Here is an 18610-nt window from a genome sequence, read left to right as displayed (position 1 = left end):
CTTTTCTTTTAAAATCCACTCATCGGATCAAAATCAAACTGAATCCGCATCTTTGCAAATCCCCGGTTCAATTCAATATATTGTTCCATTTTATCTTTCATTTCAATCAGGATCTCATAGGATTCCTGCTTCAGATACAAAACTTTCCGGTACACATCCTTGACCTTTCCGACTGCCGGAGCTGCCGGACCAATCACCTGCACCTTGCGGTTCTTCGTGATCCGCATTGCATATAATTTGAGATAGTGCATTCCTTTTTCCAGAAGTGCTTCATCCTCACAGGCTACCAGTACCGCCATCAGATGCTCTGCCGGCGGATACCCCATCAGTTCCCTGTAATTCATCTCTTCTGTATAAAATGCCTGATAATCCTGACGTGCTGCCGTCTGGATACTATAATGCTCCGGGCTGTAGGTCTGAATCACGACCTCTCCTTTTTTTGCCCCTCTTCCGGCCCTTCCCGCAGCCTGCGTCAGAAGCTCGAATGTCCTCTCTGCTGACCGGAAATCATCCGAGTATAAGGACATATCCGCAGCAAGCACGCCAACCAGGGTCACATTTGGAAAATCATGTCCTTTTACGATCATCTGCGTTCCGACAAGAATATCTGCCTCTTCATTTGCAAATGCAGATAGAATCTTTTCATGTCCTTCTTTGGATCTTGTAGTATCCAGATCCATCCGAAGTACCCTTGCCTGCGGAAATTCCTTTTTTACCAGTTCTTCAATCTGCTGTGTTCCTGCGCGGAAACCTCCGATATGAGGGGAGCCGCAGGACGGGCATTTTTTTGCAACCGTTTCTTCGTAGCCACAGTAGTGGCACACCATTTTCCCATTATTGTGCGCTGCCAGTGAAACATCACAATGAGGACATTTTACTACATATCCGCAGGACCTGCAAGAAAGGAATCCGGCATACCCTCTTCGATTCAGAAACAAAATGATCTGTTCTTTCTTTTTCAGACGGTCTTCCATCAGCTCATGGAGCCTGTCACTTAAAATAGAACGGTTCCCTTTTTGCAGTTCTTCACGCATATCCACCGTGTAGACCTCCGGGAGCTCTGCTTTTGCAGTCCGCCTCTTTAATTCCAGCAACGTATACTCTCCCAGCTCGCACCGGTAAAATGCTTCCATGGAAGGGGTTGCCGATCCCAGTACCACACTTGCCCCTTCCAGGCTTGCGCGTTCGATTGCCGTCTCCCGCGCATGATACCGGGGAACCTGTTCACTTTTATAAGCTGCCTCATGTTCCTCATCGATCACGATCAGCCCAAGACTCGGAAACGGGGTAAAAAGCGCAGATCTTGGACCGATCATCACATCAATCTCTCCTTTTTTCGCCCGCATCATCTGGTCATACCGCTCTCCCGCTGAAAGTCTGGAATTCATGATGGAAACGCGTTCCCCAAATGTCCTGTAAAAGCGCATCACCGTCTGGTAAGTCAATGCGATCTCCGGGATCAGCACGATTGCCTGCCGCTTTTCCTTTACCACCTGCCGGATCATTTCCATATAGACCTCTGTCTTGCCGCTTCCGGTCACACCGTATAAAAGATAGGTCTTTCGGATCCCTTTTTTATAATCGTTTTCAAACGTCCGGATTGCTCTTTCCTGCTCCTCCGTGTAGGTAATAAAATGCCGCTGTTGCTCTTTTTCTTTCACAGGATTACGGTAAATTTTATGATTTTTGATTTCCAGAACCCCCTGCTCTTCAAGAGCTCTCACCACCGTCAGCGTGATATTCAGCTTCTGGCTGATCAGAGAATATTCTACCTCTTCATCATCCAAAAGTGCTGCCATCAGTCTTGCCCGCGCTTTCTGGTTCTTGTGAAGATATTCTTCCAGCTTCTTTTCGCCTGCTTCTCTGGAAATACATCTTTTTAAAATCCGCTGTTCCTTCTGCTGCTCGGTACGCTTGATCGGAAGCACCGTTTTCAATGCCTGGATCATCGTACCTCCATAATATTCTTTCATCCACGCAGCAAGTGCAACCAGCCTTGCCTCAATCGCTACACTTGATGTATCTGTGCGCAGAATATCCTTTATTTTTTCCGCATCATAATCACATGTTTCCGAAAAACCGACAATATACCCCTTCGTTTCCCGGTTCCCCCGTCCAAACGGCACAATGACGCCTGCACCGGTTCGTAAATCTCCTTCCAGTTCTTCCGGTACACGGTACTGAAATACTTTATCCAGTTTTTCATGTGTAATATCTATAATAATGTCTGCGTACATTCTGTCTGTTCCTTTTTCTGTCTCTTTTGTGCAGCAAGCCTGACGGCTTTTCGCACCAGTTCCCGGTCATCCATCGGATACCTGACTCCCTGGATCTCCTGGTAATTTTCATGTCCCTTTCCCGCAATCAGAAGGATATCCCCTTGTCTTGCCATTTCCACCGCAAAGAGTACTGCCTCTTCCCGATCCTGGATCATCCGATAGGCTCCGGAAGTTTCTTTGATGCCTTCTTCAACGTCTGCCATAATCTTCGCCGGCTCTTCCCATCTCGGATTATCTGAAGTGATAATCGTCAGATTCGCAAGCTCTCCTGCCACTCTTCCCATCCCGCTTCTTCTGCTTCCGGCACGGTTGCCTCCACATCCAAACACCAGTAAAATACGTTCTGGTTCGTAAATTCTCAGCATTTTAAGCACTTTTGCAAGACTCATGGCATTATGCGCGTAATCAATGTAACACAGGATATGTTCTCCTGCATCTACCCGTTCCATCCTGCCTCTTACCACCAGATGCTTTAACACATCTCCTGCTTCTTCTCTTTCAAATCCAAGACAGCTCACCGTCTGTAAAGCAGCCAGTGCATTGTACACATTAAATTTTCCAGGAAGGGCAAGCTCATATTTTCTATCATCTGCATAAAATACCGTTTTAAGTTCTCCACCTTCCATCAGAAAACTGATTTTTTCTGCCGTCAGTACATGACTGTTTCTAAATCCTCTTTCCTGCCCTTCTTCTTCCCGACAGGTAAATCCGTATTTCGTGCAACATTTTCTCTGGAACATATAGCTGCACTGTGCATCATCCAGATTCCCTATTCCAATCCTGCACTGTTCAAAAAGACATGATTTGTAATATCGGTATTCCCCAAGACTTGCATGCTCGCCTGGTCCGATGTGATCCTCCCCGAAATTAGTGAATACCGCAATTTCAAACCAGATTCCATCGATCCGATGCTGCTTTATTCCCTGTGAAGATACCTCCATCACCGCATAGTGGCAACCTGCTTCTACCATTTTAGCAAAATACGACTGAATGGTAAAGGCATCCGGGGTCGTATTTTGCGAAGTTACCACTTCATTTCCAAGATGGTGGCCGATCGTACCGATCAGTCCGCATTTTTGGCCAAGGCTTTCCAGCATCTCCCGGATCATCACTGCCACCGTACTTTTCCCCTTTGTGCCGGTCACGCCAATCACTTTCAACTTATCAGCAGGACTTCCAAACCAGATCCTGCTGATCCCGGCAAGAGCTTCCCGTGTATCTTTTACCAGAACGACGGCAACATTTTCCGGAAACTTCAGCATCCTTCCCCCAGATACCAGTTTTTCTATCAGAATGCAGGATGCCCCAAGGTTGCAGGCTTCTTCTATATAATCATGTCCATCTGCCCGGCTTCCCTGAATGCAGACAAACAGACTGTCTTCTTCTGCCTTTTGGGAATTACAGGTAATCCCCCGGATTTCCATCTCTTCTTCTAATTCTGGCATTTGGATCACCGCATGCTGAATCCTTTTAAACAGAACCGAAAGCTTCATAAGGCTCCTCTTTTTGGACTCTTTGCTTTCAGAATATGCTGTTTCCCCTCAAACGTCACACCGGATATGAAAATATATAAAATGGGTGGATTTCCTGCTTTCGTTTTCACGCATCCTGTGCGTTTGCAGGAACACCCACCCATCTCTCAGTCTCTATTGATGCTTTTTATCATACTCGGCAAGATATTCTTTAACATACTGTGTATCTGATTTGCAGTCCAGATACTCACAGCCATATTTCTGTCTTGTCTCATTTCCTTTTCCGGTAATCAAGAAAATAGTCTTTCCCTCTGCTTCATCCATCGCTGCTTTGATTGCCTCTCCCCGATCCTCGATCATGGCATACGGACAGTTCTGTGCTTCCACATACTGTGCGATTTCTTTGGAAATCTGCTCTACCGGCTCATATCCCGGATCTTCCGCTGTCAGATAAACCTTTTTCGCATACTGACCAGCTACCGTTCCAAGGTCTCTTCTCCGGATAAATGCTTTCTTTCCTGGGCATCCGAAGATCGATACGATATTATAATCCGGATATTCATCTTTAATTGAAGAGAACAGCTTTTCAAAACTAAGCTTGTTGTGTGCATAATCCACAACAGCGATCAGATTCTTATCTGCACTTCCATAAAGCTCCATACGTCCACTGGATCTTGCCCTCAAAAGACCGCTGTGCATATACTCCTTCGGGATTTCAAGAAGAATGGATGCCGCAATGACAGCCAGTGCATTTTCCACATTGAAAAGTCCCGGCATCGTCAGACGGAATTCTTCATCAAACAGCTCTGTCTTTACCATAAATACCGTTTCATGTCCGTCTTTCTGGATCTCATAACCATAAACATCCGCTTCCGGATTCTTTGTACTGAACGTCAGCACCTTCTCACAGACCTTTGACTCTTTCAGAATACGGTCTGCAAAATCTGCATCCATGTTCACAACTCCGTAACGTGATTTTCCGAAAATTTTCAGTTTAGACGAAAAATAGTCTTCAAAATCCGGATGCTCGATCGGACTGATATGGTCCTCTGAAATATTCAGAAAAATTCCCACATCAAACTGCATGTTATCGACACGATTGTATTTTAACGCCTGTGAAGATACTTCCATCTCGGCAAATGTAATACCACTTTCTACGGCATGGCGCAGATGCTCCTGCAATTCTACCGACTCCGGCGTAGTAATATGGGATTCTTTCTTGATCACTCCGTCATAAATATCGATTGAAGAAAGGACTGCACTTTCCTTTCCACCGGTTGCTTCCATATAATCATCCACGATTGCTTTCATATAGTAAGCGGAAGTGGATTTTCCTTTTGTTCCGCCGATTCCGGTGATCGTCAGTTTCTTCCACGGTGCATTATTGAACTTCTCTGCAAGTGGAGGCATCGCCTTACGGATATCGTCTACCAGAAAATATGGAACATCTTCTTTCGTTTCATATTTTACTTCGCTGACATAAGCAATCGCACCTTTTTCGATCGCTGCATCCAGATACTCAGCCTTAAATGCCGCACCTTTGCAAATAAACAATGTCCCTTCCGTCACCTCTCTGGAATCATAGGTCAGATATCCTACGTTTTTTTCTTCTTCCCCATTTGAATAAAATTCTTTCATCATACGCAGGTTCTGTAACAGATTTGCGTACTCCTGTAATGTGTATTTTTCCATCTGGTATTTTTCTCCCTTATATTCTTTCCGGTATTATTCCCGGTACTCTGCGCCGGATCTGATGATGGATTCTCTTACCAGAACATCCATTGCATCCATGCAGTCTGCCGGTACCTGATAATATTCTTTGAATACCGAAATCTCTGTGCATGCAAGAATTACTGCATCACAACCTTTTGCCTTCAGATCATTATAAGCACGGTCAAATTTGTTCTTGTCTCCCGGCTTTCCTTTTTTGATATCATCATAGATCAGCGACATCACATCTTTCTGGCAGGCTTCTCCCGGAACTACCGGTGTGATTCCAAATTTTTCGCAGGCTCGGTGGTAAGTCTTTGCCTGCATCGTTCCATCTGTTCCCATGATCCCGATCTTCTTCACTTTTGGATGAGCCTCTACTACATATCTGACACTCTCCTCTACCATATTGATGATCGGAACACTTGTAGATTTCTGGATATCTTCCAGGAAATAGTGTGAGGTATTGCACGGAATCGCAATATTTTCCACTCCCAGCATCTCCAGATCTCTTGCGTCCTGTGTGATCGCTTTCAGAAACGGAAGCTTATTTCCTGTAAGGATTGCCTGTGTCCTGTCCGGCATTGTCGCATGACTTAAAATGATCATGTTGATATGCTCCTGATCACTCTCCGCCTTTGTCCTCGCGATCACTCTTGCATAATAAAAACTTGTCGCCTCCGGTCCCATTCCGCCGATAACACCTAATTTTTTCAGCATATCATTCTCCCTGTTTCAGCTTCTCTTAGCTGTAATATTTCTTAAAGTTACCAAACTGTCTGAGATGATTCTTCACCATAGCAAGATAACGTCTTGGTTTAAAATCACCTCTCTTAAATACCGGATTGACCATCTTCTTTTCCTTAAGAAGGCGTCTCATCTTCTCACGGTTTGCTTCTTCTTTGATATATTTGAAAGCAACTGCCTTCGGTACTGTCATCCAGAGATGTTCTTCTTTTGCAAATTCAAGCGGCAGTTCTTTTCCGTAAACATATTCTTCTACTACATATTTTGCAACATTGAATCCAGATCCTGTCACATAATAATTACTTCGTCCCTGGCGGGTGTTGATCTCGAAGAAACGGTATTTGCCATCACGCCTGTCATACTTGATATCAAAGTTGGAGAATCCTACATAGTGCAAATCTTCCAGCAGATTCTTCACCTTCATCATCAGCTCTTCGTTTGGCTCTGTGATGATAACTGCATGATTTCCAAGTCCGTGTGGTGTGTGTTCTTCCAGGAGTACATGTCCCAGACACATCATTTTAACTTTTCCATTCCGGTCAGAATAAGAAGTCAGAACACGCATATATTCATCATTTCCCGGAATCATATCCTGGATAATCAGTTTATCTGTATAACCTGCCCCATAGATATCCCGAATTACTTTTTCCAGTTCTTTTCTGTCCTTGATCGTGTAGATCTTATTCTGGGTTGCAAACGGATGCTCCCAGTAAGAAATACTGTCAGACGGCTTTAAAATTACCGGGTACGGGAAATTCATCTCAAAATCCAGTCCCATGGACTGATCGTAAATAATCGTTCCCGGATAATCTACCCCATGCTTTTCGCACAACTTGTAGAAAGTCTCTTTCTGCTGCAGACTGTTCATCAGATCAAAATCGATATATGGTGCGATAATATTTTTCTCAAGCTCTGCCTTATGCTTACTGATCAGCGCCACATAACTGTCACCACATCCGATGAGCATAATCTTTTTGTCTTTATGCTTTTTTGCAAATCCATTGACTGTCTGAAGAAAATAATCGTCCGTATCAATCTTCGGATTCGGATGATATTCGATGATCTTACTTCCGTAACTCGGTCCTGTTGCAAACTTTCCAAATATATATGTCTTCACCTGATACTGCTCATAAAATGCGCGGGCAACACTGTAAGTATTGATATCTCCACCAAGCAGTACCGGAATAAATTCTCTGTCTTTAAATTCCATTGTTTAAAGAAGCTCCTTTCTATCCCCTTATATTTCTACATATCATCTCATTATACTCCAGGGATTCTTTAGGTGTCAAGGCATGGAAACAGCTCTGAAAGTTTCCCGGGAAATTTTCAGAACTGTTTCTTTTCATATTTCTTCTCTTTTTCTCTCTGCTCCAGAACACTGCCCCGTATCACCGCATCCGCCCCATACTTTCCGCGGATCTCTCCCATTGCCGCACTGAGCTTTTTCAGCTTTTCCATGCTCTTCTTCGGCTTCTCAGACTTCACCTCGAATTGCAGGTCAAACAGGCTTAACTGCTCCGGTTCATCTTCATCCACAAGCTTCGCTGTGCGAACACCAAGCAATCTGATCGGCTTACCGTTCCACAGCTCATCGAACAGACTGCAGGCCGCCTCGTAGATCACCTGATCTGCACCGGATGCTCTGCCAAGCTGCTTCTGGTGAGATACATTCTGAAAATCACTGTAGCGGATTTCCACACTAACCATATTGGCTTTCTGCCCTGCTTTCCTTAGTCTCTTTCCCACACTTTCTGCCAGAGAAAATAGAACCTTTTTTGCATCCTCTGCCTTTTCCACATCTTTTGGAAGTGTGGTGGAATTACCGACACCCTTTGCTGCGGTCTCCTCGGATTGCACCTTTGCATCACCGATTCCATTCGCAAATTCCCACAGCGTTCTCCCATGACTTTTCAAATGGAATTCCAGAAGCTTCGGATCTGTCTTCGCAAGCTCACCAATTGTCCGGATTTCCAGCTTTTCCAGAATCGCCACACTGGACTTCCCTGCCATAAAAAGCTCACTCACCGGGAGCGGCCACATTTTTTCCTTGACCTCTTCAGGGAAAAGAGTGTGGACACGGTTTGGCTTTTCAAAGTCTGATGCCATTTTTGCCAGAAGCTTGTTTGTCGAAATTCCCACATTCACGGTAAACCCAAACTTTTCATAAACCCGGGCTTTGATTTCATACGCAGCCTCCACCGGCGAAGAAAAGCGCTGTGCGATTCCGGTAAAATCCATATAGCACTCGTCCACACTGACCTGCTCGATTTCCGATGTATAGGTTTTCAGGAAATCCATCAGTCTCCGGCTATACTCCCTGTACATCCTGTGATTTGGCGGATCCATGTGAAGATTCGGACACTTGCGGAACGCATTTACCACCGGCTCTCCCGTCCGGATGCCGAATTTCTTTGCCGAAGGAGATTTCGCCAATACGATCCCATGGCGTGATTCTTTGTCACCGCCGATGATCGCGGGGATTGTGCGGATGTCCACATCGGCACCATTTTTCAGTTGTTCTACTGCCGTCCAACTAAGGTAGGCTGAATTGACATCTATATGGAAAATGATGTGTGACATTCCTGCTGTCTCCTCTCTCTAAATAATCGAGCAGGCTGACTCCTGCTCGATTTGTATACTTTGTACACCATCTCGCTTAACAGCCAGGTGATGTACATTCGACAAATGCAGATCCTTGTGCAAGCACAAATCTGCACTTGGCTCATCGTATACACAAAAAATACGGAATATGATATTCATTTTATCATATCCCGCATCCATTTTCATTATTTTATCTTTTATTTATCAAGCTTACTGCCGATTTCACTCCATCCACAGTTAAATACATATTGTGCAAATTCTTCCAGCTGCTTCTCATCATATAAACTTAAATCCATCGTTTTCAGCTTGGATTCTACTATTTTTTTGTTGTATCTCAGATCGGATACATATGAACAGTCTACTCTCTTTATCATGTCATCAAATATATCTCTTTCCATATGCTCCCTCTTTTCTACATAATGTTAATTATGTTGTAGTTTTCGATATAGGTATTTTGACTCGAAAATATGAAAATAAAAAGGAAAAAATAAATGTTTTACATAATTAAAGTGAAAGGACTGTTTTGCATTTTTGTAACGATTTTTAATGTTGACAGTCTTTGTAATACAGACTAGAATATAATTGGACTGAGTTTGGACGATTTATATTACAACATAATTAACATTATGTCGTCATTCTACAAGCATCTCTAACATTTCCATGCTCTTTTTCCATTCCATAATTCCATCCGAAGCATAAATCCTTGTCACCTCGATACTGCTGTGTCCCAGAATATCCGCAAGCTGCAACAGATTCCCAGTAACCCTGTAAAAAATTCTTGCAAACATATGTCTGAAATTATGCGGAAATACTTTTTCAGTTTCCACCCCCGCACTTACTGCAAGCTGTTTTAATTCTCTCCATATATTCGACCGGTCTTTTTCATGACCCGATCTCGTTATAAACACATTTCCCTTTTGAATTCTGTTTTTTCTTATATAATACAACAGTCTTTTTCTCAACTGATCCGTTAAAATAACCGGTCTGTATTTTCCTTTATTCCACACCTTCACGATCCCTCTTTGAACACTATCAACTGAAAAATATCTTAGCTCACTGATCCGGATTCCTGTCCCCGCAAGCGTCTCCATAATCATTACAAGCTGTTCCTTTCCCTGCTCTTTTGCTTTCCGCACCAGTTTGATATAATCGGATTTCTGCAGTTCTCTTTCCATCATCTTTGAATTACAGCCCTGTACACGGACTCTGCGGAGCTTCCATTTTCCAAGCCCAACGGCAAGTAAATACTGATTCAGTGCCACAAGCATCGAATTTACACTGCTTACTGCATAATGCTGCATCAGCCACTCCCGGTAAGCAAGCAGAAGTTCCTTATCTATTTCTTCCGCTTCTGCTGCATAAGAATAAAAAGTCGTTACATCTGTCATATATTTCTTCTTTGTTGCCTCCGATGCTTCCCGCTCGATCAAATACTTCATAAAGATTTCTTTTTCAAATTTCATTCCGCTCATAATGTGTCCTCCTAGTTTTCTCTTTTTACTCACATTATTTCACAGATCTGAAATTTTATTAACCGAAAAAGCAGTAGGACAAAAACTTTTTTCATTGTCCTGCTGCTCATATCCGCCTATTTTTCTTAATTGATTTTAATTTGCATGAATCCTATCATAGTAGTACTGGAAATCTGGAAGTGGAATATCCTTCTTTTTAATATTTTTCTGAGGATAAAAAAGTAATTCCACCTCTTTTGGTGGCATCATCTGGAGTTCTTCAATCGGAATTCCTCCCGCGTGATAACGTTCCATAATTAAAGATAATGTTCCGGATCCAATCTTATACCGATCCATGCTAGAACTTCTTAATTTTTATATTATATTGGCTTGAATCCTTTTCCACGCACTTCATTCGATTCCATTGTAACAAGAAACGCTGATGAATCTACTTTCTTTACAGCTTCTTGAATCGTATGCATTTCTTTATTGTTACATGCACACATTAATACTTCTTTTTCACGTCCTGTATAACTTCCTTCTGCCTTAATCAAAGTTGCCCCTCGTTGTGATAGCTCATCAATTTTTGCCGCAATTTGTGGTCCCTTTTCTGTTACAATCAAAGCAAGTTTTCCAGCATCAACGCCATACATTAGCTTATCTACGACAAATGATAGAATATACGTTCCAATTAATCCATAAATAATCTTATCAATGTTTCCATGCATCAGAATTCCACCAATAATTACAATAATAAAATCCATAACAATGATAATTTTTCCTACAGAAATATGTGGCTTTGCCTTGTGTATTGCCATCAAAACAAAATCTGCTCCACCTGTAGAGGTATCTCTCATGTAAATTAATGCATATCCGATTCCTGAGAATACACTCATACAAATACAAGATAACATCATATCACCTTGGTAAATTGGAAACAATGGAACAACCCAGTCCATCAGTATATTAGAAATTAACATTGTCTTTATTGATCTTAAAAAAAATTGTTTTCCCAACAACTTGTAACAAATTAAAATAATTGGAATATTCAAAATTGTCGTCATTGTACCAATTGGAATTTTCCAAAAATAATAAAACACGATTGCAATACCTGATATACCTGCTACCGGAAATCCAGATGCCACTGCAAAATTATAGACTCCAATCGCAATGAAACAACCACCTACAATATCAAGTAAAATATCAATTAAAAATGTCTTTGCCTTTGATTTCAATGTGAATTCCTCCCTATTACGGAATCTTATTTCTTTTGCATCACAATACATTGATATGTTTGCAGTTTTATTGAACCTGTAAGGATTTCATCAGTAATCAAATTTGTATAACATTCATTCAATACCATCTTCACAGGATGTCTGTTAAAATTCTGAAGAAAATATACATCATCTTTCTGTTCTTTTCCACTTCTTTTTGAAACAGTAACTCCATAAGGTAATGTTTCCGTCAAATTTGCTTCCACATTTGCTTCCTCAATTACATCGCCCAAAAATTCTTTCAAAAATTCCAGATCTGGTTGAACAGCAACATAGTAAGCTTTTCCTTTGCCATACGCATTTTCTGTAATTGCTGGAGTATTTACATTGTAATCTTGCAAGTATGTTCCCAACGGCTTTGCAGTTTGAAGTGTCACAACTTCTCTTAACACACCGGCTTTATATACACCGTCTTTATAGGAGAAAGTATTTGGAAAATATTCATTCCCCACATCAATCTCATCAACTGATAATCCTAGCAATCTCTCATGTGGTCTCTCTCCAATAAAACATAAATCTGTTTCATTTACTACTCCACTCCAATAAGTTGTTACATATATTCCACCTGCTTCCACGTATGCTTCTACTTTATGAATATACTCTTTTTTATGCAAGTACAAGGTCGGAGCAACCACAAGCTGATAATCTAACAACTCTCGATCCATGGAAATTATATCAACTTCAATTCCTTTTTCCCAAAAAACCCGATAATATTTTAAAAGTTCTTCCGTATAATCAAATTTTCTCGATATTGCTTGTGCGTCAGAAAGAGCCCACCAATTTTCCCAATCCATAATAATAGCTACCTTCGCCCTATTACATGTACTTAGTATTTGACTGCTTAGCTTTTCTAGATCTTTGCCAATCCAAGCAACTTCTTGAAAAACTCTATTCTTTTCTGACGCATCATGACCAACAACCGCTCCATGAAACTTTTCACTCGATCCTCTGCTTTTTCTCCATTGAAAATAAAGAACACTATTCGAACCTAACGCAATTGCCTGCATTGAAGATAAGTAATTCATCCCCGGTCTTTTTACATTATTTTCCTCATCCCAATTCACAAGTGATGGTGTTGATTCCATCATCAAAAATGGCTTCTTCTGAAATCCTCTCATCTGGTTATGCATAAAGGCTGCCCACACAGCAATCGGTACTTCATCTTCTTTTGTATGCCAACTCGGATAAGAGTCCCAAGAAATCACATCCAACTCCTTTGCCCATTTATCATAATCCAATGGTGAAAAATACATCATCATGTTTGTTGTAACTGGAAGATCCGAATATGTTTTAACAGCTCGAATCTCTTCTCTACAAAAGTCCTGTAACTGTTCGCTCACAAATCTTTTCCAGTCCAATTTCAAACCGTGTAATTCATCCTCTCCCCTCGGAGAAGGTGAATGAATCTGTTCCCAATCGGTATAAGTATGACTCCAAAACGCACTCCACCATGCATGATTCAATGCATCCAATGTTTTGTATTTTTTTTTCAACCATTTCCGAAATGCTTTTTGACATTCTTCGCAATGACAAGAAGCATCCCTAAAATTTCCTCCGTATTCATTTGATATATGCCAAAGAATTACTCCTGGATGTTTTCCAAAGCGTTCTGATAATTTCAAATCCAACTTTCTAGTTTTTTCTCTCATAACAGCAGACGTGTAACAAAAATTATGCCTTTTTCCTGGTAAATTCTGTATCCCGTTTTCATCTGTCTGCATTACTTCAGGATATTTTTGAGTCATCCAATTTGGCATTGCACCTGTTGGTGTAGCTAGATTTGTATAGATGCCATTGTCATATAAACGGTTAATAATTTCTTCTAAATAGTCAAACTGATATTTTCCTTCTTCTGGCTCTAAAAATGCCCACGAAAATATTCCTAGTGAAACATTATTTACATGCGCTAATTTCATTAACCGGATATCCTCTTCAAGAATATCCGGTCTATCTAACCATTGTTCAGGATTATAATCTCCACCATGCAGAAGACCTGGCATATTTATTTTTTTATATTCCATTTCTAATCCCTTTCTTTATAGATATCATTTATTATTTTACAGCTCCAGTAATACCTTCTGCAAAACTCTTCTGTAAAATAAAGAATACTAAGGCGGTAGGCAATGTACATATTAAGACTGCCAACATAAGCATTCCATAGTCTGTTACATATCCCTCTGTCAGATTTGCTACAACCATTGGCATTGTCATGCTCTCGGATTGTGTCATGATTACTTTCGGCCACATATAACTATTCCAAGCATTCATAAATGTAATAGTCATAGCCGCTGCATATGTTGATTTCATTGTAGGAATAAACATCTGAAAGAAGATTCTAATTTCCGAAAGTCCATCTAATCTGGCAGCTTCAATAATATCACGAGGAAATGATCTTGCACTCTGCCGAAACATCATGATTAAAAATGGGGTTGATATCGTTGGTAAAATGAATCCCAACGTACTATTTAACATTTTCATTTTTGCAACCATCTGAAACAATGGGACCAATATCGTAATAAATGGAACCATCATCGCAAGAAGAATCACACCCATCACGGCATCTTTTGCTTTATCATGATAAATTTCAAATCCATATCCTGCCAAGGAACATATCACCATCGAAACTATTGTAAGTAATATTGCATATTTAAATGAATTGACCAATGCAGCCCATACATCTTGATTTGCCAGCAGATTTTTCAAGTTTTCTCCCAAATGAGAGCCAAACGATAATACACCTTTTGATACATCCACACTTTTGTTTGTGGATGCACTTACCATCCAGTACAAAGGAAATACTGAAATAAAAGTAACCAAAATCAAGAATGCATACATTCCTATATTTTTCATTTTTTTAATCACGTTTATCACCCACCCTCATTTGTATAAGTGCTAATACTGCAACCAACAGTAATATAAAGAAGGACATCGCTGCTGCATATCCAAAATTCGGCACATACTTAAAACATAAATTATATATGTAATGTGACATAGAGATCGAAGCATTCGCAGGACCTCCATCGGTCAAGTTAATTGATTCATCAAATAACTGTAATGTTCCATTTGTTGACATTATTGCTGTCAACAAGATAGTTGGTTTTAATAATGGAACAGTAATCTTAAAAAATGTCTGTATTGCTGATGCTCCATCAATTTTCGCAGCTTCGTATACTGAATATTCAATGTTTTGCAATCCAGAAAGGAAAAATACCATATTATATCCTGTCCATCTCCACAAAAGAGCCAATATGATAACTATTTTTGCCGCAAATGGTTGTGTCAAAAAATTATATGGTTTATCCAAAATTCCCAAATTCACTAGAACATAATTTACTAATCCATCATTTGCAAACAAAGACCGAAAAATAATTGAGTACGCAACCAATGAAGTTGTACACGGCAAAAAAATCATTGTTCGGAAAAATCCTTTAAACCGTAAGTCTTTTTTATTTAGAATACAAGCTAACACCATCGCTACTACAAGCATAATGGGCACTTGAAGAATGAAATAAAAAAATGTGTTTTTTATTGACTGAATAAATACATCATCTTGAAACATTCTGATGTAATTTGTAAATCCAGCCATCTGCATATTTCTACCTTTCCCCGTCTGAAAAGATAAAACTAATGCTTTGATCATTGGCCAAAAACTAAACACCGCAATCAAAAATGTTGCTGGTGTCAAAAAAGCCCATCCTGTTAAATTATGCTTTTTTTCCAACGTCATTTTTCTTGGTTTGTTAGACACAAAAACTCCTCCTCTCTATCCATAAGGGGGATGGTTCTACATTCCATCCCCTTGTATGATAGGAACCTTTCTTACTGTCCCATATTAAAATTAACAGTATCGTCCGCTTTTTTAAGCTCTTTCTCTAAATCTGCACCATTTGTAATATTTGTTGTCGCAACAGAGATTGCGTCTCTTGCTTCATGGAAATATGGTCCCGTAATAATAGAAGGAACTTTTGTTGAATAGTCAACTATTTTTTCAAACACTGCATCACCAGAGAAAAATTCATTCGGTACTGCATATGCATCAGAATCTCCTGCTGGTGTCCATGTAGCAATTGCTCCACAAGAGAGAATATTATTATATAACTCTGTACTTCCAGCAAATGTAGATGCAAGAAAATCTTCTGCTAACTCTACGTTTCCACAATTCCCTGAGATTGCCCAGGAAGAACCTCCAATATTTGAATAGTTTGTGGCACCCTTTACATTTGTAAGTTTTGGAATATTTGTAATAGCCCATTTTCCTGACTGATCCTCAGCTGTCTGAATTGTTCCCATAATCCAACACCCATTAATCACACCTGCAACTTCACTGTTCAACATTGAGCCAGTGTATTCATCCCAGTTATTTACTTCCTGTAACACACCTGAATCTTTCATTTTACAATATGTATCAATTACCTTCTTCAAAGTGTCATTTTTTGCAATATTCGTTGTTCCATCTTCATTAAACAAAGATGCTCCTGCAGACTGCAACATCATCGTAAGCAAATCACATTCGCCTGCTGTCGTTGTCAATAATGGTTTTCCTGTTTTTTCCAGTACTACTTTGCCTTTTTCAACCCACTCATCCCAGGTAATATCTGTAAAATCTTCTAAAGTCATTCCAGCTTCTTGCAAAATATCTGTACGATAACAAGCAATTGCTGCTCCGTTGTCAAAAGGCACTCCATAGTGTTTTCCATCTACAACAGAAAAATCTGTTTTACCAGGAGCAAATTCTGAAAAATCAATTTTCTTTTCAGAAATTTCTGTAAATACATCTGGATAAGATAATACATTTTTTTGGAATGCCTGGTCTTGCATCAAAAAAATATCTGGCAATGTGCTTAGATCTCCTGATATACCAGCCGTAGTAAGTCTAGACTGTACATCTACATCTCCAACTTCGACAATATCAATTTTCACATCTTGATGATCTTCTTGATAAATTTTTGCAGCTTCTTCCATTGCAAAAATATTAAATGTTTTGTCCCAACACCATACTGTAATTGTATTATCGTCTTTTTTGTCCCCTGAACCTCCGCATGCTGCAATCCCCATTGCCATCGTAGCTATCAATAAAATTGCCACTATTTTTTTTCTCATTCGTTATATTCTCCTTCTACCATGCCCCTTGATACCCTATTGTTACCGCACTATTCCGAGCTCCTGCTTCCATCGAATCTTGAACATTCAATCCATTCAAAATCCCATATAAAAATCCGGCAATAAAACTGTCGCCTGCACCCATTGTATCAACAACTTTACACTCTATGATTCCAAATCGATACCAAGAATTTCCATCATACCCAATGCTTCCATTTTTCCCCAATGTTGCAATAATGACTTTAGGTCCTTTTTGTTGCATTGCTTTCATGAATTCCTTTAATTGTTCCGTACAATTTTCTTTTTCTTTTAAGCCCATGCTATGATATTTCTGTCTAAACTCATTGCGTGATTCCTCGTCAAAAGAGAAGAATGCATATGTCACATATGGAATCGCTTTCTCAACAATTGGATTTGCAAATTTATTGGCAAAATCAAATGCAACTGGAATTTCTTTCGAAATAAGTGGAAGCTCATCTTCAATCATTCCCCAAATTCCTGTAACCGCTAAATCATGTTTCTTTATAAAGGAAATGTCTTGTTCTCTTAGCTTAAAGTCTGCCAAAACACCTTCTTCATATTTTCCAAACACTCTATCTCCATCTACAATGTCAACATGTGTAACTGCGGTTTTTCCATCCAGCACTTGAATATGAGAAGTATCGACTCCTTTATTTTGAATTGCACTTATCATGATTTTTCCGAATGAATCAGTTCCAACAGCACCTGTATAAGAACTTTCTCCACCTAATCGTTTTATGTATACAGCAACATTCACTGGGTTTCCCCCTGGATAAGATTCATTCAATGAATCATAATAATCAATACAATTATCTCCTATTGCTGCTACTCTTATCTTTCTGTCCATTTTGCCACCTTAATAGTCCAGACATCTGTAATATCTTCTGATTTCCATAGGATGACAATTGACTTTTTCCATATGTGCATCAATTCTCTGTGTTACCGCATGCATCACTAAATGTGATATATATCCTCTGTACTCTGGACTAATTCCTTTTAATTCAAATTTCTTGGTATCAATAATATTGTATTTTCCACAAATGCGTGGCAAGAAGTTTGCAACGCGCTCGCTCAATGATCTCTGAGAATCTTCCCCAATAAATACTGTAACTGGTGTATCTTTGTCAATTATTTCTAACATTCCATGGAAAAATTCTGCACTGTGGATAGATTTTGTACGAATCCAATGCTGTTCTTCCCAATAACACATTGCATAAGAATATGTGGCACCATACTGGTTCCCAGCCCCAACAAAATAATGAATTTTGTCATCCTTATGACGATTTGCAAATTCTTCTCCGAAAGCATCTGCTTCCTTTTCAACTTCCACAAGTGCAGTTGCCAAATACTGATCCAACTCCTTGTATAAATCCTCATATTCTGGAAATTCTCCTGCATTATACATAAATCTATCTGCTACCATATAAAATTTCAATTGTTCATTGGCAGGATATGTAATCACATAGTCTACAAGTTTTGCAAGTTCTGCAGTAGCAACATCAATAAAACCAATCACCCTTGCTCCACTCTTCTGTGCTTTTTTTACTCCATCTACGATTTCAGAAGTTGTTCCTGTAACAGACGAAATAATTACAATAGTTCCTTCTCCAACTTTTTTATTTCCAGTTGTCAAATACTCTGCTGCGTTTTCAACAAAAAATGAAAGTTTTGATTTTTCTTTCATATGAACCTCTGCCTGGAGGCAAGATGCATATGTTCCACCGATACCGAGCCAACAAATATTCTTGTATCCTTCTTTACAAATTCCATCAATCAATTCATTAATTTGATTTCTCAGAGCAAGCGCTCCATTCACACTTTCAATCTGTTTCTGTTCATTAAATTTCAACATAGTGTTTTCCCTTTCCCTTCTTTTGTATTGGTGACTATTTTTAAATTTAATATACCACTTTTTTCATTTTTTTCAATATTTCACGCAAAAAATATTGAATATT

16 protein-coding genes are annotated in these 18610 nt (G+C 39.8%); all 16 read right to left on the bottom strand.

Going from position 1 to position 18610, the window contains the following annotated elements:
• Positions 1 to 8: 8 nt before the first annotated feature.
• Positions 9 to 2237, bottom strand: a complete 2229-nt coding sequence (priA, locus tag PGY05_RS14635; protein WP_008370814.1) for a replication restart helicase PriA — start codon at positions 2235 to 2237, stop codon at positions 9 to 11.
• The gene (locus tag PGY05_RS14630) at positions 2216 to 3772 is read right to left on the bottom strand and encodes a UDP-N-acetylmuramoyl-L-alanyl-D-glutamate--2,6-diaminopimelate ligase (RefSeq protein WP_195412582.1); all 1557 of its coding nucleotides are present in this window, start codon (positions 3770 to 3772) and stop codon (positions 2216 to 2218) included. The genes priA and PGY05_RS14630 overlap by 22 nt, the downstream gene beginning before the upstream one ends.
• A gap of 153 nt (positions 3773 to 3925) precedes the next feature.
• The gene (locus tag PGY05_RS14625; RefSeq protein WP_008370817.1) at positions 3926 to 5443 is read right to left on the bottom strand and encodes a Mur ligase family protein; all 1518 of its coding nucleotides are present in this window, start codon (positions 5441 to 5443) and stop codon (positions 3926 to 3928) included.
• Between the two features lie 33 nt (positions 5444 to 5476).
• Positions 5477 to 6181 (bottom strand): aspartate/glutamate racemase family protein, encoded by a 705-nt coding sequence (locus PGY05_RS14620; protein ID WP_008370818.1) that lies wholly within the window; start codon positions 6179 to 6181, stop codon positions 5477 to 5479.
• 25 nt (positions 6182 to 6206) lie between these two features.
• Positions 6207 to 7418: a carboxylate--amine ligase gene (locus PGY05_RS14615; protein WP_055297612.1), complete on the bottom strand. Its 1212-nt coding sequence runs from the start codon at positions 7416 to 7418 to the stop codon at positions 6207 to 6209.
• A gap of 116 nt (positions 7419 to 7534) precedes the next feature.
• Positions 7535 to 8788 (bottom strand): Y-family DNA polymerase, encoded by a 1254-nt coding sequence (locus tag PGY05_RS14610; RefSeq protein ID WP_270476216.1) that lies wholly within the window; start codon positions 8786 to 8788, stop codon positions 7535 to 7537.
• 218 nt (positions 8789 to 9006) lie between these two features.
• A complete protein-coding gene (locus PGY05_RS14605; protein ID WP_270476215.1) occupies positions 9007 to 9207 on the bottom strand; it encodes a hypothetical protein in 201 nt (66 codons plus the stop codon).
• Positions 9208 to 9441: 234 nt separating this feature from the next.
• The gene (locus PGY05_RS14600) at positions 9442 to 10281 is read right to left on the bottom strand and encodes a tyrosine-type recombinase/integrase (RefSeq protein WP_117555551.1); all 840 of its coding nucleotides are present in this window, start codon (positions 10279 to 10281) and stop codon (positions 9442 to 9444) included.
• A gap of 135 nt (positions 10282 to 10416) precedes the next feature.
• Positions 10417 to 10617, bottom strand: coding sequence for a hypothetical protein (locus PGY05_RS14595; RefSeq protein WP_055297614.1), 201 nt, complete (start codon positions 10615 to 10617; stop codon positions 10417 to 10419).
• A gap of 23 nt (positions 10618 to 10640) precedes the next feature.
• Entirely contained in the window at positions 10641 to 11546 is a 906-nt protein-coding gene (locus PGY05_RS14590) for a YitT family protein (RefSeq protein WP_270222940.1), read from the bottom strand.
• Positions 11522 to 13555 carry a beta-galactosidase gene (locus tag PGY05_RS14585; protein ID WP_055158243.1) on the bottom strand — a complete coding sequence of 678 codons (2034 nt, stop codon included), beginning with the start codon at positions 13553 to 13555 and terminating at the stop codon, positions 11522 to 11524. Before PGY05_RS14585 ends, PGY05_RS14590 begins: the two co-directional genes overlap by 25 nt.
• A gap of 31 nt (positions 13556 to 13586) precedes the next feature.
• Entirely contained in the window at positions 13587 to 14396 is an 810-nt protein-coding gene (locus PGY05_RS14580) for a carbohydrate ABC transporter permease (RefSeq protein WP_008370839.1), read from the bottom strand.
• Complete coding sequence (locus PGY05_RS14575) at positions 14389 to 15282, bottom strand: carbohydrate ABC transporter permease (RefSeq protein WP_270222941.1); 894 nt, start codon at positions 15280 to 15282, stop codon at positions 14389 to 14391. The genes PGY05_RS14580 and PGY05_RS14575 overlap by 8 nt, the downstream gene beginning before the upstream one ends.
• Positions 15283 to 15353: 71 nt before the next feature.
• On the bottom strand, positions 15354 to 16634 hold the full coding sequence (locus PGY05_RS14570) for an ABC transporter substrate-binding protein (RefSeq protein ID WP_270222942.1): 1281 nt from the start codon (positions 16632 to 16634) through the stop codon (positions 15354 to 15356).
• A gap of 16 nt (positions 16635 to 16650) precedes the next feature.
• Positions 16651 to 17502: a PfkB family carbohydrate kinase gene (locus tag PGY05_RS14565; RefSeq protein WP_055246327.1), complete on the bottom strand. Its 852-nt coding sequence runs from the start codon at positions 17500 to 17502 to the stop codon at positions 16651 to 16653.
• Between the two features lie 9 nt (positions 17503 to 17511).
• Positions 17512 to 18507: an SIS domain-containing protein gene (locus tag PGY05_RS14560; RefSeq protein ID WP_055158238.1), complete on the bottom strand. Its 996-nt coding sequence runs from the start codon at positions 18505 to 18507 to the stop codon at positions 17512 to 17514.
• Positions 18508 to 18610: the final 103 nt, after the last annotated feature.

The sequence above is a fragment of the Coprococcus sp. AF51-11b1 genome, assembly GCF_027682785.1.
Classification (GTDB): Bacteria; Bacillota; Clostridia; order Lachnospirales; family Lachnospiraceae; genus Allocoprococcus; species Allocoprococcus comes.
This window is presented reverse-complemented; position numbering and strand designations above follow the sequence as displayed.